18 protein-coding genes are annotated in these 19278 nt (G+C 63.0%); 8 read left to right on the forward strand and 10 right to left on the reverse strand.

Annotated features, from left to right (window positions below):
* Positions 1–35 precede the first annotated feature (35 nt).
* The 5 genes from CXY73_RS16140 to CXY73_RS16160 are packed head-to-tail and all read left to right on the forward strand — an operon-like array spanning position 36 to position 5767.
* The gene (locus CXY73_RS16140) at positions 36–1262 is read left to right on the forward strand and encodes an extracellular solute-binding protein (protein ID WP_104178268.1); all 1227 of its coding nucleotides are present in this window, start codon (positions 36–38) and stop codon (positions 1260–1262) included.
* 3 nt (positions 1263–1265) lie between these two features.
* A complete protein-coding gene (locus tag CXY73_RS16145) occupies positions 1266–2390 on the forward strand; it encodes an ABC transporter ATP-binding protein (protein WP_104178269.1) in 1125 nt (374 codons plus the stop codon).
* Positions 2390–3322, forward strand: a complete 933-nt coding sequence (locus CXY73_RS16150) for an ABC transporter permease (RefSeq protein ID WP_104178295.1) — start codon at positions 2390–2392, stop codon at positions 3320–3322. Before CXY73_RS16145 ends, CXY73_RS16150 begins: the two co-directional genes overlap by 1 nt.
* Positions 3322–4245 (forward strand): ABC transporter permease, encoded by a 924-nt coding sequence (locus CXY73_RS16155; protein ID WP_104178270.1) that lies wholly within the window; start codon positions 3322–3324, stop codon positions 4243–4245. The genes CXY73_RS16150 and CXY73_RS16155 overlap by 1 nt, the downstream gene beginning before the upstream one ends.
* Positions 4235–5767 (forward strand): mannitol dehydrogenase family protein, encoded by a 1533-nt coding sequence (locus CXY73_RS16160; RefSeq protein ID WP_233198397.1) that lies wholly within the window; start codon positions 4235–4237, stop codon positions 5765–5767. The genes CXY73_RS16155 and CXY73_RS16160 overlap by 11 nt, the downstream gene beginning before the upstream one ends.
* 55 nt (positions 5768–5822) lie before the next feature.
* Here CXY73_RS16160 and CXY73_RS16165 read toward each other — a convergent pair whose 3' ends face one another.
* Positions 5823–6674 (reverse strand): aldo/keto reductase, encoded by an 852-nt coding sequence (locus CXY73_RS16165; RefSeq protein ID WP_233198398.1) that lies wholly within the window; start codon positions 6672–6674, stop codon positions 5823–5825.
* A 388-nt stretch (positions 6675–7062) separates the two neighbouring features.
* Here CXY73_RS16165 and CXY73_RS16170 point away from each other — a divergent pair, with 388 nt between their 5' ends.
* Both CXY73_RS16170 and CXY73_RS21640 read left to right on the forward strand, forming a co-directional pair.
* Positions 7063–7257, forward strand: a complete 195-nt coding sequence (locus tag CXY73_RS16170) for a hypothetical protein (protein ID WP_104178272.1) — start codon at positions 7063–7065, stop codon at positions 7255–7257.
* 342 nt (positions 7258–7599) lie between these two features.
* Positions 7600–7863, forward strand: a complete 264-nt coding sequence (locus tag CXY73_RS21640) for a hypothetical protein (protein ID WP_146071788.1) — start codon at positions 7600–7602, stop codon at positions 7861–7863.
* Here CXY73_RS21640 and CXY73_RS16175 read toward each other — a convergent pair.
* From CXY73_RS16175 to CXY73_RS16215, 9 genes are all read right to left on the reverse strand, one after another.
* The gene (locus CXY73_RS16175) at positions 7802–8959 is read right to left on the reverse strand and encodes a Gfo/Idh/MocA family protein (RefSeq protein ID WP_104178273.1); all 1158 of its coding nucleotides are present in this window, start codon (positions 8957–8959) and stop codon (positions 7802–7804) included. The two genes, CXY73_RS21640 and CXY73_RS16175, sit on opposite strands and share 62 nt — an antisense overlap.
* Complete coding sequence (locus tag CXY73_RS16180) at positions 8956–9801, reverse strand: sugar phosphate isomerase/epimerase family protein (RefSeq protein WP_369831252.1); 846 nt, start codon at positions 9799–9801, stop codon at positions 8956–8958. Before CXY73_RS16180 ends, CXY73_RS16175 begins: the two co-directional genes overlap by 4 nt.
* Positions 9802–9906: 105 nt before the next feature.
* On the reverse strand, positions 9907–11058 hold the full coding sequence (locus CXY73_RS16185) for a Gfo/Idh/MocA family protein (protein ID WP_104137565.1): 1152 nt from the start codon (positions 11056–11058) through the stop codon (positions 9907–9909).
* Entirely contained in the window at positions 11051–11974 is a 924-nt protein-coding gene (locus tag CXY73_RS16190) for a PmoA family protein (RefSeq protein WP_104178274.1), read from the reverse strand. Before CXY73_RS16190 ends, CXY73_RS16185 begins: the two co-directional genes overlap by 8 nt.
* Positions 11967–13310: a Gfo/Idh/MocA family protein gene (locus tag CXY73_RS16195; protein WP_104178275.1), complete on the reverse strand. Its 1344-nt coding sequence runs from the start codon at positions 13308–13310 to the stop codon at positions 11967–11969. Before CXY73_RS16195 ends, CXY73_RS16190 begins: the two co-directional genes overlap by 8 nt.
* Positions 13311–13353: 43 nt before the next feature.
* The gene (locus CXY73_RS16200; RefSeq protein WP_233198399.1) at positions 13354–14673 is read right to left on the reverse strand and encodes an ABC transporter substrate-binding protein; all 1320 of its coding nucleotides are present in this window, start codon (positions 14671–14673) and stop codon (positions 13354–13356) included.
* Between the two features lie 37 nt (positions 14674–14710).
* Complete coding sequence (locus tag CXY73_RS16205) at positions 14711–16033, reverse strand: ABC transporter substrate-binding protein (protein WP_104137577.1); 1323 nt, start codon at positions 16031–16033, stop codon at positions 14711–14713.
* A gap of 19 nt (positions 16034–16052) precedes the next feature.
* On the reverse strand, positions 16053–16991 hold the full coding sequence (locus CXY73_RS16210) for a carbohydrate ABC transporter permease (protein WP_104137580.1): 939 nt from the start codon (positions 16989–16991) through the stop codon (positions 16053–16055).
* Positions 16984–17916 carry a carbohydrate ABC transporter permease gene (locus tag CXY73_RS16215; protein ID WP_104137583.1) on the reverse strand — a complete coding sequence of 311 codons (933 nt, stop codon included), beginning with the start codon at positions 17914–17916 and terminating at the stop codon, positions 16984–16986. Before CXY73_RS16215 ends, CXY73_RS16210 begins: the two co-directional genes overlap by 8 nt.
* Positions 17917–18226: 310 nt before the next feature.
* Between CXY73_RS16215 and CXY73_RS16220 the strand changes: the two genes are divergently transcribed.
* Positions 18227–19267 (forward strand): LacI family DNA-binding transcriptional regulator, encoded by a 1041-nt coding sequence (locus CXY73_RS16220; protein WP_104137586.1) that lies wholly within the window; start codon positions 18227–18229, stop codon positions 19265–19267.
* The last annotated feature ends 11 nt before the right edge of the window (positions 19268–19278 follow it).

Below are 19278 nucleotides of genomic sequence, written 5' to 3' on the forward strand. Positions count from 1 at the left end.
CAGCCGTTTGGTCAGAACAGAAGGAAAAAATCGAAATGAGAGCTTTCACCCGCACTTATGTCACAGCGGCAGTCGCCGTGGCAGCCCTCGTTCTCACGGGGTGTACCGCACCGAATTCCGGCACCGCACCGGCCACTCCAGCGACCAACGCCTCCGATGTGCCCGACAAGCCGTCCGCCCCGGTCACCCTGAACATCCTCGACGTGGCCGGCAACCAGAAGCTCACCGGACCCATGGTCGACGCCTTCGTGGCTGCGAACCCCGACGTTATCTCTTCCGTCACCTGGGAGAGCGCCGGCGCGCCCGACCTCGTCGGGTCGATCAAGCCCCAGGTCGACAGCGGAAGTCTCTCGATCGACGTCGTGATGACCGGAACCGACGGCCTTTCCGCCGGAATCGGCCAGAACCTGTGGATTCCGCTCGTCACCGATTACGGCGGCCGGCTATCAAATCAGGACGACTACATCGAGCCCGCCGCTAACATGCAAAAGCTCGCAGAGGGCTTCGGCGTCGTCACGACCTACTACCCTTCCGGCCCGCTGCTGCAGTACGACCCCGCCGTAGTAACTGACGTTCCAACCACCCCGGAAGAGGTACTCGCCTGGGCGGAGGCCAACCCCGGCAAGTTCGGTTATGCGCGTCCGGCTAACTCCGGACCCGGCCGAACCTTTCTGCAGGGCCTGCCGTACATCCTCGGCGACTCCGACCCGACCGATCCCGTGAACGGCTGGGACAAGACCTGGGCTTACCTGAAGGAACTCGGCCTCACCATCAACAACTACCCCACCGGCACCGGTCAGGTCATTACTAACATGGCCGACGGAACCTGGGCAATGATTCCCACCACGACCGGCTGGGACATCGAACCCCGCGCCACGGCCAAGATGCCCGCGAGCATTGAAGCTGCCCCGTTCGACGACTTCACCTGGGTAACGGATGCCCACTACGCCGTGGTTCCCCAGGGCCAGACCGCTGACAAAATGTCAGCCATCCTGCTGCTTCTGCAGGACATCCTCACCCCGGAGACCAACGCCATGGCGTACGACACTGGCTATTTCTACCCCGGTCCGGCCATCGAGGGCGCAACGATCGACAAGGCGCCCCAAGCCAGCCAGGACGTCATTGCCGAGTTCGGCCGCGATTGGTACGACGACCTGATCGAGGAGATGCCCAAAGCAGCTCCGCTCGAGCCTGGCGCCCTCGTGCAGGCATTTGACATCTGGGACCGCGAAGTCGGCTCGGGAAAATTTGAGGCGAAGTAGCTCATGACACGGTCGACCAATACATTTGACACCCTCGAATTGAAGAACGTCGGTCGCAGCTTCGGCGGCCAGAATGCGTTGGTCGACCTAAATCTCAGGGTTCGGGCGGGCGAATTCATCGCCCTGCTCGGACCGTCGGGATGCGGCAAGTCCACCGCACTCAACTGCCTCGCTGGCCTTCTCCCGCTCACCCACGGTGAGATCCTGATCGATGGCAAGCGGATCGACGTGCTGCCCTCCGAAAAGCGCGACTTCGGAATGGTCTTTCAGAACTATGCGCTCTTCCCCCACCTGTCCGTGGAGAAGAACATCGCGTTCGGTCTGCAAATGCGCAACCTACCCAAAGCGGAGGTCACCCGGCGAGTCGCCGACGGCCTCGCCCTCGTGAAGCTGCAAGATCAGGCGAAAAAGCGGCCGGGCCAGTTGTCGGGTGGCCAGCAGCAACGCGTCGCCATCGCTCGCGCCGTCGTGCTCGAACCACGCCTCGTGCTGATGGACGAGCCGCTCTCCAATCTCGATGCAAAGCTTCGTCTGGAGATGCGCACCGAGATCCGTCGCCTGCACCAGTCCCTCGGGCTCACCACAATCTACGTTACCCACGATCAGGAAGAAGCCCTTTCCCTCGCCGACCGGCTCGTGGTGCTGCGCGAGGGCCGCGTGCAACAGATCGGCACGCCCGAGCAGCTGCACAACAATCCCACCAACTGGCACGTTGCCGACTTCATGGGTTACCGCAACATTGTCGACCTCGAGGTCGAATCGGTCGTGGGAGACCTCGCCCGGGTAACAGGGCGTGGCATATCGATCATGGCGACCCTGGCCCAAACGGCGGCCGTCGGGGACACCGTTCGCTTAGCCATCCGTCCCTCCGATCTTGTCGTTACCGGGCCCGACACGCCATCCGGTCGGGACGCCATACAGGCCACCGTGAACGTCGTTGAGTACCAGGGGCGCGAATTTGCGGTCGAAGTCACGACCACCGAAGGCCAAAACCTGTACGTACACGCCTACACGGCGCTCCTCCCCGGCTCTACCGTGCGGCTCGCCGTCGATCCCTCCCGTGCCCTCGTCTACCGCTCGAGCCTCGACGGAGTCGCCGCGCCCCGGGAACTCTCGGCGGTGCGATGATGACATCAGCCACCCATACGGGCTCCCGCGCGCGTGGTTCGGCCAGCCTCAGGCACCGGCTGGCCGAACGCGGAGTCGACACGAAACTACTGTTGCTCGTGCCGGCCATCGTGTTCGCGCTGCTGCTGTTCGTGTACCCCTTCGCCTACGGCATCGGGCTCACCTTTCAGCCACTCGCGGCCACCCAAGAGCAGTGGGGCGGCGGATTCTTTGCCAACTATGTGGCGTTCTTCAAGGACGCGTTCATCTTTGACTCTGTCTGGATAACGCTGCGGCTCGCCCTCCCCGCCGCGCTGTTCAACGTGCTCGTGTCTATTCCGATCGCGTTCAAGCTCCGCAGTAAATTCCGCGGCAAGCGGATGCTGCAGACCCTGCTCGTGCTGCCCATCACGCTGGGCACCGTGCTCACCGCCCAGGGCCTGCTGATCTTCGCCGGGCGTCAGGGCTGGCTCAACCGGTTTTTGCTGGAAAACGGCATCATCGATCAGCCGCTCCAGCTCGTTAACAATTACCTGGGCGTTATGCTGTCACTGATTATCTCCGGCTTTCCCTTCGCGTATCTGCTGATCTCGTCGTATCTCTCCGGAATCGATCCCTCGCTCGAAGCGGCCGCGAAGACCCTCGGCGCCAACTGGAAGCAGCGCTTCCGGCGCATCACGCTGCCGCTGCTCGCGCCCGGACTGGCCACGACCTTCATTCTCACGTTCGTGCTCGCCTTCAGCGTGTTCCCGTCGGCGCGGCTCGTCGGTGACGCCTCGGGTGAAACCCGCGTGCTAGCGCTGATGGCCTACCGAGCGTTCTCGGAACAGCTGGACTACAGCATGGCCTCCACGATCGCCATCATGATGGGGGTGGTGGAGCTCATCGTGATCGCGTTCGTGTTCCTGGGCCGCTCCTTCCTTTATAAGGGTTCAACGGGAGGGAAGGGCTGATGTCCAACTCAAAGCTCACGGCCGCTCCACCCACCGAGGTGGTCAACATCGTCAAGAACCGCAGCCGAGGCAAGCTGGCGCCCGGCGAGAAATCCCTCGCCGCTTCGCCCGGAACCTGGTTTGTCTGGTTCGGTATCGCCGCGTTCTTCATCTTTTTATTTGGCATCGTGCTCAGTGTGCTCGTGGACTCGCTCGGCAAGCCTTGGTTCAACACCTGGCTGCCGGAGACCTTTACCCTGGGCTGGTACCAGGAGTCCTGGGCCCGCTTCGACCTGACACATATCATCGGGGTGACGCTTCTGGTCGCCTTCTCTGTGATCATCATCTCGGTGATCATCGGCGTGCCGGCCTCCTATGTGCTCGCCCGCAGCAACTTTCCGGGTAAAAAGCTCGTGATGCTGCTGTTTCTGTTGCCCATTCTGATTCCGCCGATCACCTTCGGCATCCCGCTCGCGACCGTGATGTACAACTTCGGCCTCGGCCGCACGGTGCTCGCCGTCATTCTGGTGAACCTCGTGCCGTCGGTGCCGTTTGTGATCATCACGATGACGCCGTTCATCGAGCAGATCAACCCGGCCATCGAAAATGCCGCTCGCATGTGCGGGGCCAGCATGTTTCGGGTTTTCACCAGGATTCTGGCTCCGCTGCTGATTCCAGGAATCCTCGCCGCGAGCATCCTCGTTCTCGTTCGAACGGTCGGCATGTTCGACCTCACTTTTCTGGTGTCGGGACCCCGCTCGGACACCCTGGTCGTCGCCATTTACCGGGCCATGACGAGTGCCGGCGGTGGAGAGGCCCGACAGCTCATCTCCTCGATGGGCGTGATTTACACCGCGATGATGCTTCTGATTCTGATCATCGCCCTTCGTTTCATCAATCCCACTCAACTGGTGGCCCAAGTCAAGGACTCCCGTGAAGACTGACACGATACGTACGACTGACCGACTATCGCTTGAGACAATTTCCAGCGGATACCCGGGGGGAGCCATCGGGCCGCACGTCGACCCTGAAGTGCTCACGATCGGAATCGTGCACTTCGGAATTGGGGCCTTCCACCGGGCACACCAGGCAGTATTCACCGAAGATGCAGCTGCGGCAGCCGGTGACACTTGCTGGGGAATCCTCGGCGTCACCGGGCGCACCGATTCCGTGGTTCAGCAGCTGAAACCGCAGGACTGCCTCTACGGCGTGCTGCAGAAGGGGGCCTCCGAAACCTCGCTTCGCATCGTGGGTTCGGTTCGCGATGTGGCCTGGCCGGCGCGAGATTCGGAAAAAGTCGCCGCCTCGCTCGCGAGCGCCTCGACCCATATCGCGACGCTGACGATCACCGAAAAGGGCTACCTGAGCGCTGGCGACGGTATCGACCTGAACCTTCCGATCGTGCAACAGGACCTGGCCCTGATCGAGCGAGAGCTCCTCGACGAGGGCGACCTGCCGGCCTCCGGCAGTCCAATCGGGCTGCTCGTTCGCGGCCTGACCCGGCGTTTCCGCGCGGGTGGCCGACCGTTTACCGTGCTCTCCTGCGACAACCTCGTGAACAATGGCGCCTTGACCCGCACGTTGGTCTTCTCGCTGGTGGAAGCGCTCAAGCCGAGCGTCCGGCGAGACGAACTGCTCGCCTGGCTCGGGACATCCGTTTCTTTTCCCTCGAGCATGGTCGACCGCATCGCCCCCGCCACAACGCCAGCCGACCGCGCAGAGGCGCTCGGGCTGCTCGGACTGCTCGACGAAGCACTCGTGGTGGCCGAGCCCTTCACCCAATGGGTCATCGAAGACGACTTCGCCGGGCCGAGACCTGCCTGGGAGTTGGCCGGAGCGATCCTCACTGCGGACGTAACCCCCTATGAGCGCGCCAAACTGCGCATCCTCAACGCCACGCATACCCAACTCGCCTACCTCGGAGCCCTCAAGGGGCATGCAACCATCGCCCAGGCGATCGCCGACCCGGCGCTCCGGGCGGCAGCGCGCCGCACGATTGACGCGGATATCCTGCCGACCCTGGATGTACCCTTCGGGCTCAACCTCGACGATTACCGCGACAGCGTTCTTGACCGGTTCACGAACCCGAATCTGCCGCACACCACAATGCAGGTCGGCATGGACGGTTCGCAGAAGCTGCCTACGCGCATCCTCGGCACCGTCACCGACCGTCTCGTCGCCGGCCGCACGCCCGAGGGGCTCGCTCTAACGGTAGCCGCCTGGATCTCGTTCGTCGCGTCGACCCTGGCAGCGGATGGCCCTACCCTCGACGACCCGCTCGCTGACCTGCTGCGGGAGGCCGCGGGGTCCGTCGACGCAGCGGTCACGGAGCCGACCGCCCTCGTGGACCGCTTCTTCGCCCTGGCCGAGGTTTTCCCGCCCGCCGTCAGCGCGTCTGCTGTGTTCCATGCTGCCGTCGTGGACCAGCTCGGTGAAGTGCAACGGCTCGTGCGCAGCATGGCCTGAGCCGCGGCCGAGTGTAACGCTGCGCGAGACGTCACACTCGGCCGTTAAACTCAACCTAGTTATTCTCGGCCGGATTGCCACCCATACGACGATTCTCGTCCAGCGCGTCGATCACGGCCATCTCATCCAAGTTGAGTTCGAAACCGAAGACATCGAGATTCTGGGCCATGCGCTCTCGCGAGTTTGACTTCGGGATCACGATGGTGCCAGTCTGCAGGTGCCAGCGCAGCACGACCTGCGCCGGCTGCACGTCATGCGCCTTCGCGGCGGCCTGAATTGTCGGCATTCCGAACAGGTCATATTTGCCCTGGCCGAGCGGTCCCCACGCCTCGGTGCGGATTCCGTGCTTCGCGTGGAATTCCCTCAGCTTGCGTTGTTGGAAGATCGGGTGCAACTCCACCTGATTCACCACGGGCACAATGTCCGTCTCGGCGAGCAGCTTCTCCAGGTGCGGGACGAGAAAGTTACTGACGCCGATCGACTTCGCCCGACCATCCGCTAGGAATGTCTCGAAGGCACGCCAGGTCTCGACGTAGAAACCGTTGGCCGGCATGGGCCAGTGGATCAAGTACAAGTCAAGGTAGTCGAGCTCTAGGGCGTCCAGGCTACGGGAGAACGCACCCTCCACGTCGCGCGCCTTATGGTGATCGTTTCGCAGCTTCGTCGTCAGGAAGATGTCCTCACGCGGTACACCAGACGCCCTGATCGCCGCACCGACTTCAGCTTCGTTGTTGTATCCCGTCGCGGTGTCGAGATGGCGGTACCCGACCGCCAGAGCGTCTTCGACAACACGTTGCGTGTCCGCAGGATCGACGAGAAACACACCGAAACCCAGCTGCGGGATACTCACCGAGGAGTTGAGCTCAATCTGCGAAACTGCACTAGTCATATCGCGCTGTGTCTTCATACTCGGACTTTATCGGCCCACGACATTGGCGCCCAACAACTGAAATCGTAGACATTGAGCTATTTGACTACTGAATAGCCGTTCAACGGGCGACAGGTCGGCGCCGCTCGCCGAGGTGAAGCAGCTCGTGAGCCCCTCTGCCTGAGCCGCGGCGCGGGCTGCCGGAGAGGCCTGCACCGAGCGCGCACAGCCAGCTGCCCCTACTTACAAGACTCGGCAGCCGGAGTGCGCCAGCTCGATGGCGCGGTCGCCTTCGGCCTGGCCGTCGGCGATCACAGCGGCATGGGAGACGACAATCTCTCCCCGTCGCGATGTCGTATTCCTCACTGAAGAACGGCGCGGGATTTAGAAGGCCGAAGTTCTCGCTGCGGACGAACCACTTCGGCGCATGGGAGCCCTCATCCAAGTGGCCGAGCAATATCACCTGGAGCCGATGCTGAGCAGCCAGATCGCGGTCGCCCGGTCTGGAATCCTGGGAACCGTACGGGAGGCATCCGTTTCGGTGTGTCATGACTATCACGGCATGAGCGTGCTGAGACGGATGCTCGGAATCGGCTTCGAGAACGCCACTATCACGGCGTAGGAGCGCGTTGCCCCGCTCGTGGCCGGCCCCACGAGGGCGGGCGACCCGCAGGGAGAACACCTGCTGACCGAGACCCACTCGAGCGCGCGGCTCGATTTCGGCGACCGTCTGGGGTGCTACGACTTCAGCTCCGACCAGTATCGGTCGTAGATTTGCTCCCACAGCGTGCTGGTTCGCGGCGAACGCGGCGAACTGCGCGACGAACGCGGCGAACACGTGCGCACGCTGAATCAGGGCGATTCGCCGTTGCATCGAAGGTTCGCCCGGGTAGCCGCCGGCGGCGCCGGCAACCACGAGGGGTAGTTTCTGCGCGGGCTCACTCTGGGCGACGAGTGGGCCTACGTGAACAAGTTTACCCCGGCCCGGCTGGCCGACGACGAGCTCTCGATCGCTGCCCTGCTCGCCGGCATGAGCGACTTTGTGAACGGTGGCCCCGAGATATATAGTCTCGCCGAGGCCGCGCAAGATCACTACCTTCAGCTCGCGATCAAGCACGCCATCGCCTCCGGGAAGCGTGTGCGCACCGAAACTCAGCCCTGGGCGACTAGCGCGTCGGGCCGGTCGCCACGACAAGTTCGTCATACGATCCGTTCAGTACGTCCGTGAAATCTACAGCGCGGCCCACCGTGGCCGAGACGTAGATGGCACGAACCAGGGCGAGAGCGGATGCCGCCTCCCGCACGCCAACGACCGGGTCCACTCCACTTCTGATGGCAGTAACTACATCGGCGTATTGGCGCTCGTGAGCCGACAGGAGATCATCGGCGCCACTGGTGTTTTCGGCAGACTCCCGCTCCCCTACCTCCTCTGCGGCCTGGTTGCCCCGCCCGGCCAGCCCATACGACGAGCCAGATTCCGGGTGATCCCCTGCGGCATGAAAGTAGGAGAGGCGATCGTTGTCAAGAACGGCAGAACCCCGATCGCCGTGCACCTGCAGCCTCGCGGTGAGGCCCGGGTAGGCGGCCGTAGTGCAGTGGATGACGGCGAGGGCACCGGATTCGAAGCGCACGGTGGCCACGGCGGTGTCCTCAACTTCGATGCGTTCGTGCGCCGAGAGCGCGGTGTAGGCGTGTACCTCGACCGGCGTGCCAAGAAACCACAGCAGCAGGTCGACGGTGTGCACGCCCTGGTTCATCACGGCACCACCACCGTCGAGGTCCCAGGTTCCGCGCCAGTCTCCTGAATCGTAGTAATCCTGGGCGCGCCACCACGCCAGCGACACCATCGCCGATGTGACCCGGCCGAACCGACCGCTCTCGATGGCGCGCGATACCGCTACGCTGCCAGCGTCGAACCGGTGCTGGCTGATCACGGAGGTGACCTGACCGCGCAACCGGGCAGCATCCGCCGCACTCATCACAGCACGGGCACTGGCGAGGTCAACGTCAATCGGTTTCTCGATGACAACGTGCGCGCCGGCCTCGAGGGCTTGCACGGCGAGCGTGGCATGCAGCCCGCTGGGTGTGCAGATGGCCACGAGGTCGATCGTCTCGTGCACCAGGGCAGCAGCCAGATCGGTGTAGACCTCTGGCCGCGGATGCCCGGCGACCTGCGCCGAATCGGCGAGCGCAGTGCCCACCATTGGCAGCGGATCGACGACGACGACGAGTTCCAGGCCGGGATTGGCGGCGACGACGGTGGCGTGTTGTCGCCCGATGACGCCGCAGCCCACGATGGCCACGCGCAGAATCGGCGTGCTCACTTTGTGCCCACTCCGGCTTCCAACAGTATTCGATCGAAGGCCCGTCCGGCCACGCCGAACGCCACCGGTCCGGAAAATCCGCCGAGCTGGTGAGTGTCGGCGAGGTGCGGTTCGAGGGACGCGAACCCCTGGAAGCCGTCATCGCGAAGCGCATTGATCGTCTGCTGGACCTCGCCGTCGCCCTCGCCAGCCGGGGTGACCCGCTGGTCGTCCATGCGGGCGTCCTTCACCTGCAGGTACTCGAGGTACGGCCGGAGTTTGGCATAACCCTCGGTGAACGGCTTGATGCCGACCTGCACGAAGTTGGCGGCGTCCCACGCGAGCCGGAGGGCCGGGGAGTTCACGCTTTGCACGATATCGAGCACCCGGTCAGGAATGTCACCGAAGATGTCCTTCTCGTTTTCGTGCAGCAGGATTACCCCGCTCTTCTCTGCCTCGTGCGCAAGGGCGCGCATATGCACCATCACGGCGTCGCGGATGGATTCTGGCGTGGCTCCCCTGGAACGATAGAAGGAGAAGATGCGGATGTAACGGGTGCCAAGTACCTGCGCGGCGCGGATGGCACGTTTCAGCCGAGCTACCTCGACGGCCACGGGCTCGGTCACGTCGACTTTGCCGATGGGAGACGCAATGGCCGAGACGCCCATTCCGCTGTCACGCAGAATCGTGTCCAGGCGCGCAAGGTCCGCCTCGCTCAGGTCCACGATGTTGGTGCCCCAGGCGCTCCGCACCTCGATATGGCGGGCTCCAAGCGCCTGCAGCACGGCGATTTGCACGACCGGATCCGGGCTGATCTCATCGCCGAATCCGGAAAGAGTCCACTGCGTTGTCTCTGCAGTCACGGTCAAGCCTCACTTAAATGTTGGGTTGAGCAAGAAAAACGGTAGGCGGACGCCAGCCGAACAAGTCATCAACGATCTCCGCCGTGCTGAATCACTCACGACTCTTCAACGATTCGTCGTCCAGGGCGCGCCGAGCTCGGCGAAGGTGCGGTGCTCGTTCCCGGCCCGTCCCACCCACTGTTCGATATCGCGCACCACAGCGTGGGCGTCGCCCCCCTCGCCGACCCAGACAACGGATGCCTCCGGCATCCGTTTCGGATCCGGCGCACGACGCACGGCGTCGAGCACCACGGTGAAGCCTTCCGTATCCGCGAAATCGCAAACGAGCGATCCCCCGGCGCCTCGCCGGTGCGCTACGAGGTCATCGAGCAGCCTCGCACGGTCATGCGCGGTGGTGGTCGGGTCGCGATCGTCGAGGAAAACCTGAACCAGGTCGAGCGTATAGTAAAACACGATGCGACCCGCCGTGCCCTGCACCGTCACAGAAGGCTCGGAGCGTTCGGCTGCACAGAGTGTCAGTGCGAGCGTCACAGGTAGTCCTGACGTGGTGCGGATACGCACGACGGAGGTGTCGTCGGCGTCGATGTCATTGGCCCGGTATTGGTCGAGGTCGACGGATGCGACCTGGCTGGCCCGAGTCGCCCCAGCGAGCGCGAGGGCGGTCGCCACTGCATGGGCCAGTGGGTTGGTCACGACTCCGTCGACGACCTCGATGCCGTTCAGCACGCGCTTGCCGGCCCAGGCCGCGCGCCGCCAGTAGTCCCGGGTTCGCACCCAGCATCCGCTCGCGCTGACGCCAACGACCTCGCCGATTTCGCCAGCCGCGATCCGCTCACGAATGGCGGCTATCGCGTGCGAGCCGAGGCTTTGAAAGCCAACCTGGCAGAGTCGGCCGGTCGAGCGGATCAGCTCGGCAAGCTCGCTGAATTCCTGCAGTGAGCGCACGGGTGGTTTCTCGAGGAGAACGTCCGCACCGGATTCGAGGGCGAGTGCGGTGAGCTCAAAGTGGGTGTGGATGGGCGTGCAGAGCACGACGACATCAACGCTGACCTCGGCCAAAAGGTCGGCGAGGGAGGTGAACTCGCGCACGCTCGCGTCGAAGGTGCCGGGCTGTGCCGGACGCAGATCAGCGACCGCGACCAGCACGGCCTCGCCCGTGCCCTGCAGGTGTTGGGCACGCACCACGTGGGAGTGGCCGTGGCCATGAATGCCCACGATCGCCAGACGCACGGGATTGGTGCTGCCTGGCTCACTCATGCGCGCCGCCCTTCGCCAAGGCCAGCAACGCCGCGGCATCCGATTCATCTTCGACCCATCGATCGAGCACGATGCCGCGCAGGCTCGTGGTCAGGGCGCCGCCATACTCAATCACCAGGCGCTCGTTTGGCGCGAGCATGGGGCCGCCGCCCACATATTCGGTGGCTCGCAGAAACCAGGGCCGAATTGTTGTCGCCGGCTGGCTCAGCAGCAGGCCGATTCGCTGCCCGGCATCATTCTGGTTGATGGCGATCCAGGGTGACTGGGATTGGTGTGCTCGGTCTTCGCCGGCGCCGTCGATGCTCAGGATGTGGTTCTGCTCGCGCGTGGGCAGTCGCCAGAAGATTCCGCCATAGCCGGCGCCGAGCCGGCCGTTGGTGGCCGGTGAACCGAGGGAGACGGTGCGTTCCGTGGCCCGCAGCACACTGGTCCAGGTGAGGGCCCACGCGTCGCCGCACGGGAGCAGTCGCGCGTCAATCGTGCGTGATTCGGTGAGCTGTCGACCTCCTCGTTCATTGCGCCAGAGCAGCTCCTCCGTCAGCACCCCGCCGACTGCGGCGAGGGACAGACCCTCTTGCTTTCCGTGGTTCGCGAGCAGAGTCGACCCGTGGTCGCGCACGAAAGTGCTTCCGCCCCAGTACGACGTTCCATCCACGTCGGGCACCGCGAGGGAGACGCCGAAGTGGTGTCGATGATCTGCAGGGGCCGTCTCGGACATCAGACGGCCACCTAACGTACCGACCGGGTGAAGGAACGGGCGAGGTGAATCTTGCGGTGCCATCCCGGCGGCGGTTCGGTATTCAGCGACGGGCCGGCCGAGGAGGCTGAGGCAGTGCCCGCCGAGCTCGAGTGACCAGAGGGGTGCCGGAGCGGCAGCGTCGCGAGTCTGGGCGTCCGTTGCCTGCGTGTTAGACAAGGACTCGACCGAATTCAAGTTCCTGAATGCTCACGGGCAGGCCGGTCTCAAGGGACTTGTTGCCTGCGATTCCCACCGACACCGCGCGTACTCCATCGAGAAAGCCGGCCGGTCGGTCGAGGGCGTCGCTCGTAACCCGGCCAAACACGTCGGAGAGCATCTGTTCGTCACCCCCACCGTGAGCGCCGGCACCCTCGGGGATGGGCACGATGACGGCCGATTCCCAGTGCCGCTGCACCGTCAGCGTCTCAGACACCGGACGCACATCGTTGTCAATGCTCGCACCCGGCTGCGCGCTCGGATCGAGAATCACGGCACCATCCGCATCGATCAGGGCCGCGCCGCGTTCGACCACCGAAAGCTCGGCCCGCCCCTGAGTACCGTTGACGACGACCCGATACCCCTCCCAGGGGCTGTGGGCATTGAGCGAGTAACTCATGGTCGCCCCCGAGTCATAATCAACCACGAGGGCGAGGTTGTCTTCGATCGTGATTCCGCTGTCGAAGACAGAACGGTCGCGCAGGTACCCGTCCACATGTTCGGCGTCGAGGTAGAGCGCCTTGAGCCGCTCGTCTCGGGTCAGGTCGAGGGCGAACGGGTCGTGCTCGGCATGCCCGGTGCCGCGCTCGGGTGACGCCGCCAGCCCTCGCGCCGCGGCATTATCCGCACCGTAGAACCGCAGCCCGCCGCTCGCGTAGACGCGGGTAGGGACGGCCGCGATCCACCAGTTCACCAGATCGAAATGATGGCTCGCCTTGTGGATGAGCAGGCCGCCCGATTTGGTCTTGTCCCGGTGCCAGCGACGGAAATAGTCAGCGCCGTGCACGGTGTCGAGCACCCATTCGAAGTGCACCGACGTGACGTCGCCGATCCGCCCTGCCGCGATGACCTCTTTCAGTGCGCTGTTACGTGGGCTGTAGCGATAGTTGAACGTCGTCAGTACCTGCTGGCCTCTCTCGGCGAGCGCGGACTCGATCTGGCGAACGCCGACCGCGTTGATCGTGAGCGGTTTCTCGACGACCACGTCGACACCGGCCAGGAGACACCGCGAGACGATCTCGGCGTGGGTGAAGTCGGGCGTCGTGACAATGACCCGGTCGAGTTTCTCGTGGGAAATCATCCGCTCGATCTCGTCGGCACCATATCGAGTGGGCAGCGGATGCCCAGCCGCACGCAGCCGCTCCTCGTAATAGTCGACGCGCACCGAGTTCGTGTCACTCCAGGCCACGAGCTGGCCAGCCAGGGAATGAGTGCCGGCGAGCGCATCAATGTACATCTGGGCGCGGTGGCCGGTTCCGATGAGGCCGTATCGTTCGGTGCGTGCTGCGTGAGGCATGTGCTTCTTCCTTGGGTATCGATCAGGATTGGTCGAACCCGGACTATCCGGCAGCGACCGCACTCTTGAGAGCTGCGACGAAGCCTTCGGCGGCCTGGGCGGGGGTGGCCTGCCCGAACAGAACCTGTTCGGTGAATGGCGATAGCAATCCCTCCATGGCGCTGGCCCCGGCGGGAGTGACGGATTCAACCTCACCGATGTCGTCGGCCAGATTGTCTAAGAACTCCACCACGGCAACGTCGTTCGGGGAGAGATTCGCCTTGATGTGCTCCCGGATCTTCTCATTGGCCGGTACGCCACGCTCGGTGAGCATGATGTCTCCCGCGGTTTCGCTGTTGGCGAGGTAGTCAAGAAAGAGCGCAGCTTCGGCGGGATGTTCGGTGCGGCTCGACACCGACCAGAACATGCTCGTCTTGTAATATGCGGAACCGTCGGCGCCGCCATCCGGTGTCGGTACGCGCATGATCTGAAGCGGCGCGCCGCTCGAATCCGCGAGGGCGGTCAATTGGCTATTCCACCATGTGCCCATGCCTGCGCGATTGGTCGCCGTCATCGATTCGGCCTGACCCGCAGTGAGCTTCTCTACGACAGTTGAAGCCGGAGGCATGACACCTTCGTCGACCATGGCGAGCATGTACTCGTACCAGTCCTGTACGGCTTCCGTCTTAATGGAAACTTCACCGTCCGTGTAGAGCGAGTCTCCGGCCTGGCGCGCCCAGGTGCGCAGGCTCCCGTCCTCGAAGCCCCAGGTCTGCACTCCGAAAACATCTCCACCGCCGCCCGCTGAGATTTGGGCGCCAAGCTGTTTGAAGTCGTCCCAGGTCCAATTTTCATCGTCCGGCAGAGGGACACCGGCCTGTTCGAATAGGTCAGGATTCACCATGATGGCCTGGCTGTTGAGTGCAGTCGGGATGCCATAGCGCCCGCCGTCGATCTCCCCAGTTGCGAGGGCAGACTCCGGAAACTCCGACAGGTCAATCGCGTCGCCCGTGGTGTCCAAGTCGAGAAGCGCGCCGCGTTCCCCGTAGGTCGCGATGTACTTCTCATCCATCTGCATAATGTCCGGCGTGTCGTTCGCGGCTGTAGCGGTCGCGAGTTTGTCCCAGTATCCTGCCCAGTCACTGAACTGGCCCTCGATAGTGATGTTGGGGCATTCCGCTTCAAAGGCCGCGATTACCTCATTTGTTGCTGCGGTACGCAGGTCATTGCCCCACCAAGTGAAGCTCAGTGTGACCGGCTCATCCGACAGCGTCGCTGCGTCAGACCCGACTCCGCTGCTGGCGCACGCCGACAGCAGCAGGGCAGTTGTGGCGGCGAGGGCGACGAACACGGTGGTCTTCGCGGTACAACGGTTGACTCTCAAGGTGAAACCTTTCAATGCGAATCGGGAGCGGTTGTTGCTAGGCAGCTGCGATGGACGCTGACAGATCCTTAATGAAGCCCTCGGCCGCCTGGGCGGGAGTTGCCTGACCGAACAGGACCTGCTCGGTGTACTGCTTGAGCAAGGAGTCGACTGCGCTTCCGCCGGGCGGGGTCAGCGCCGGTGCGTCTCCGACGACGTCGGCCAGGTCGTCGAGGAACGCCACGACGGCTTTGTCGGTTTCGGAGAGGTTCGGCTCAATGTAGGCGCGGATCTTCTCGTTCGCCGACACGCCGCGGTCAGTGCCCAGAAGGTCGGCTGCTTCCTCGGTGTTCAGCATGTAGTCGAGGAACAATGCCGCCTCGGCTGGGTACTCCGTGCGGCTCGACACCGACCAGTACATGGACGGCTTGTAGTATGCCGATCCCTCTTCCGCATCGGCCGTTGTCGGAATGCGCAGGAGTTCCATGGGCGTCCCGCTGGCATCCGTCAGAGCCGTGAGCTGGCTGTTCCACCACGGACCGAAGGCTGCGGTGTTCGTTGCCGTGAAAGACTCGGCGAGACCAGCGTTCTGCTTTTCAACCGTGCTCGACGGCGGCGGCGTCACGCCCGATGTCGTCATGCCCTTTAAGTACGTCCACCACTCCGTCAAAGTTTCGACCGAGACGCTGACCTCGCCTTCATCGTTGTAGAGGTCTTCGCCGTGCTGTCGTGCGAAGTTCTTCAGGTCGCCGTCGCTGAATCCCCAGGACTGCACTCCGAACACGTTTCCGCCACCCGATGCTGACACAGCAGCGCCGGCCTCAGAGAGGTCATCCCAGGTCCACGACTCGTCGTCGGGCATCGCCACACCGGCGGCCGCCAATAACACCGGGTTCGCCATCATGGAGTAACTCGTGAGGCCGACGGGAATGCCGTACAGGGCCCCATCCATCGTTCCTGTGGAAATTGCCGAGTCGGGAAATTCGGACAGGTCGATGGCATCGCCAAGTTCGTTCAGGGCGAGGAGTGCGCCGCGCCCCCCGTAGGTGCTAATGTACTTTTCGTCCATCTGGATGATGTCCGGGGAATCGTTAGCGGCCGTCTCTGTCGCCAGCTTGTCCCAGTACCCGCCGAAGTCGGTGAACTGCGGCTGAATGGTGATGTTGGGATACTCCGCTTCGAAAGCCGCGATGACGTCTTCAGTCGCAGCCGTGCGCACATCGTTGCCCCACCACGTGAAGCGGAGGGTGACTGGGTCTTCGGAAAGCTCGGCCGTGGGTGGCGTGCTCCCTCCGCCTGCGCAGGCGGACAGCGCCAATGCTGCCGCAGCGGCGATCCCTATCAGACCGGTCGCCTTGCGTCCGACTCGAGTGCCTCTCATTGTGTTTCCTTTCATGGGATTACTTGCCCCCGGTTGTTGAAATACCGGCAATCAGGAATCGCTGGCCAAACAGGAAGATCAGGAAGATGGGAATTAGCGACACCACGCTCATCGCGAAGAGCGGACCCCAGGACGTGGCCGACGTCGCGTCCATGAACGCGCGCAGCGCGAGCGGAACGGTGTACATCTCCGGTTTCGTCAGATACAGAAGCTGGCTGAAGAAGTCGTTCCAGGTCCAGATGAAGGTGAAGATAGCCGTTGTGGCCAACGCCGGCGTCATGAGCGGCAGCATGATCTGCGCAAAGATACGCGGATGCCCACAGCCATCCAATCGTGCCGCCTCATCGAGTTCTCGAGGGATGCCTCGAATGAACTGCACCATCAGAAAGACAAAGAATGCGTCCGTCGCCAGGATTTTCGGCAGAATTAGCGGGATGAAGGTATTTACCCAGCCCAGCTGGCTGAACATGATGTACTGCGGCACGATAATCACGTGAATCGGAAGCATGATCGTGGTGAGCATCACGACGAACCACCCCCGCTTACCGGAGAATTTCAGCCGGGCGAAGGCGTACGCCGCCATCGAGCACGAGACCAGATTTCCCACGATGCAGCCCACCACGACTAGGGTGGAATTCAGTAGGAAGACGCTGAACGGGCTCGAGAGTGTCGTCCAGCCGTCGGAATAGTTGCTGAACTCGAGGTTGCTGATCACGAGGCCCGGATTGCGGAAGATCTCGTCGGTCGGTCGCAGGGAACTGACCACCAGCCACAGCACCGGATAGAGCATGACTAGACCGGTCAGCGTGAGCATGATGTGCTTGAGCACCGCCTTGCGGGTGCTTCGGCCGCTCGCCCGCTTGAGCGCCTTCCGATTGCCGCGGGCAACTGGCCCCGAGCGAACGTCCGGGAGATGCTTGGCCTGGTCTGCGGCGGGACGGGTCTGTGTGTCAGTCATCGTAGAACACCCAATACTTTGAGGCCCAAAAATTGATCGCGGTGAACACACCGATGATCAGGAGCAGGAACCAGGCCATCGCCGAGGCGTAACCCATGTCGAAATTCGCGAATCCCCTGTTATAGAGGTACAGGGTGTAGAAGAGCGTCGAATCAGCGGGGCCGCCGTTACCCCCGGAAATGATGAACGCCTGCGTGAATGATTGGAACGCGTGGATAATCTGCAGGACGAGATTGAAAAAGATGATGGGCGTGAGCAGCGGCAAGGTGATCCGAAGGAATCGCTGCCATTTGCTCGCGCCGTCGACCTCAGCGGCCTCAAGGTACATTTGCGGCACTTGGCGCAGACCGGCGAGGAAGATGACCATCGGTGCTCCGAAAGTCCAAACGTTGAGGATGATCAGAGTAGACAGCGCCGTGGACGGGTCGGAGATCCACCCGTGCCCCTCTGCCCCAAAGAGCCCGATGAACACGTTCACGAGTCCTTGCGTACCGAATACCTGTTTCCAGAGCACGGCAATTGCCACGCTGGAGCCGAGCAGTGACGGCAGGTAGAACACGGAACGATAGAACGACAGACCTCGAAGACCACGGTTCAGGACGACGGCAAGCGCCAGGGCCAGCCCCAGCTGCACGGGCACTGAAACGAACACATAGACGAACGTGACGCCGAGGGAGTTATGGAGTCGTTCGTCTCCCAGCATCCGCTCGAAATTGCCGAAGCCGATGATTTCCGGCGGCTGCAACAAGTTGTATTTGGTGAAGGAGAGATAAAGCGAGGCGAGCATGGGACCCACAGTGATAATCGCGAGTCCTAGAAACCAGGGCAGCAGAAACAGGTACGCAGCCTTGTTCTCGTTCTTCTCCTTCGAACTACCAGCGACCTTCCTGTGGCCGATCGTGCGCAGCTCACCCAGGGCGCTCATGCGGAGCTTCCTCGGGAAAGCCGTTGTGTGTACCCGCGGATGTCGTGGGTCGTAATGCGATGCACCGGCGCACCTCCTTGGCAATCGTCTTTGATGTCCGAATTGGGAAAGCGTTATCCGTCTCCTGCTACTTGTTTATCATCAGTTCCCGCTTGGCGCAAACAAATTGCCGAACCCCGGCCCATTTTTCTCGCAGAACGGGCAATAATTCTCCCTACCGAGTTGGCCAAGGCTAGCGAGCCGCGCGACAATTTCGGAATAGGCTTTCCATAACATCCGCACGCTGCGGGGGAGACCGGAGGACGAACCAATGAATAGTCGACCCAGCGCATCACCCGCCACACTGCAGGACGTCGCTCGCGAGGCTGGCGTGTCTCTCGCGACAGCATCCCGCTCTCTCAACGGCAGCGTGCGCAAAGTGCACGACGATTACCGGCAGCGCGTGCTCGAGGCCGCAGCGCGCCTGAACTACAGTCCCAACCTTTCCGCACAGGCCGTGGCAAAGGGTGCTTCTTCCACCGTTGCCCTCCTGGTCAGCGACATTGCGGACCCCTACTTTTCCTCCATCGCTGCGGGGGTGATCCGCGCCGCGGAGGCGAAGGGCCTCATCGTCACCATGGCGGCAACGGCACGCAGCAGCGTACGGGAACTGGAGTTGGTGCGAGCCTTGCGCGGGCAACGTCCTCAGGTGATCATTTTGACCGGCAGCCGACTGGAGGGGCCGCCTGCGCACGATGCTCTGGTCGCGGAATTGCAGGCATTCATCAACACGGGTGGGCGCGTCGTGTTGATCAGTCAGCGCGAACTGCCCTTCAGTACCGTCGTCGTCGACAACTACCTGGGCGCTCGAGCGTTGGCCAACAGCCTCGTTGAGCAGGGATATCGCCGATTCGCTGCCATCGGTGGGGCGCGCGCCCTCATGACATCGACCGATCGGTTGTCGGGATTTGCCGACGGCCTCGCCGAACACGGAATTGCCATTCACCCCAACCACGTCGCCAGGGCCGAGTTCACGCGCGACGGCGGCTACACTGCGGGCCAGCACCTTCTGGCCACCGGAATCACAGGCGTTCAGTTGGTCTTCGCCGTAAACGATGTTATGGCTATCGGGGCGATGTCAGCTTTTCGGGACGGCGGTTTGGCCGTTCCTGAATCAATCGCAGTGGCTGGATTTGACGACATCTCCACGGCACGAGACGTCACGCCAGCACTGACCACCGTTCGCGTCCCCTTGGAGGAACTGGGCTCCCGCGCCGTCGAGCTTGCCTTTTCCGAGTCAGATTCGCCGGCTAACGACGTCGTCACCGTGGGCACGACGGTCGTTCTGCGCGAAAGCTCGCCCGCGATCTGACGACGGCCGGC

The organism is Cryobacterium sp. Y50 (assembly GCF_002929805.1).
GTDB lineage: Bacteria > Actinomycetota > Actinomycetes > Actinomycetales > Microbacteriaceae > Cryobacterium.

Coding starts and splice junctions, on each gene's coding strand:
- CXY73_RS16145 (WP_104178269.1), top strand. CDS start 1,266: ATGACACGGTCGACCAATACATTTGACACCCTCGAATTGAAGAACGTC.
- CXY73_RS16140 (WP_104178268.1), top strand. CDS start 36: ATGAGAGCTTTCACCCGCACTTATGTCACAGCGGCAGTCGCCGTGGCA.
- CXY73_RS16155 (WP_104178270.1), top strand. CDS start 3,322: ATGTCCAACTCAAAGCTCACGGCCGCTCCACCCACCGAGGTGGTCAAC.
- CXY73_RS16185 (WP_104137565.1), bottom strand. CDS start 11,058: ATGAGTGAGCCAGGCAGCACCAATCCCGTGCGTCTGGCGATCGTGGGC.
- CXY73_RS16205 (WP_104137577.1), bottom strand. CDS start 16,033: ATGAGAGGCACTCGAGTCGGACGCAAGGCGACCGGTCTGATAGGGATC.
- CXY73_RS16150 (WP_104178295.1), top strand. CDS start 2,390: ATGACATCAGCCACCCATACGGGCTCCCGCGCGCGTGGTTCGGCCAGC.
- CXY73_RS16215 (WP_104137583.1), bottom strand. CDS start 17,916: ATGAGCGCCCTGGGTGAGCTGCGCACGATCGGCCACAGGAAGGTCGCT.
- CXY73_RS16170 (WP_104178272.1), top strand. CDS start 7,063: ATGGGAGCCCTCATCCAAGTGGCCGAGCAATATCACCTGGAGCCGATG.
- CXY73_RS16220 (WP_104137586.1), top strand. CDS start 18,227: ATGAATAGTCGACCCAGCGCATCACCCGCCACACTGCAGGACGTCGCT.
- CXY73_RS16195 (WP_104178275.1), bottom strand. CDS start 13,310: ATGCCTCACGCAGCACGCACCGAACGATACGGCCTCATCGGAACCGGC.
- CXY73_RS16210 (WP_104137580.1), bottom strand. CDS start 16,991: ATGACTGACACACAGACCCGTCCCGCCGCAGACCAGGCCAAGCATCTC.
- CXY73_RS16165 (WP_233198398.1), bottom strand. CDS start 6,674: ATGAAGACACAGCGCGATATGACTAGTGCAGTTTCGCAGATTGAGCTC.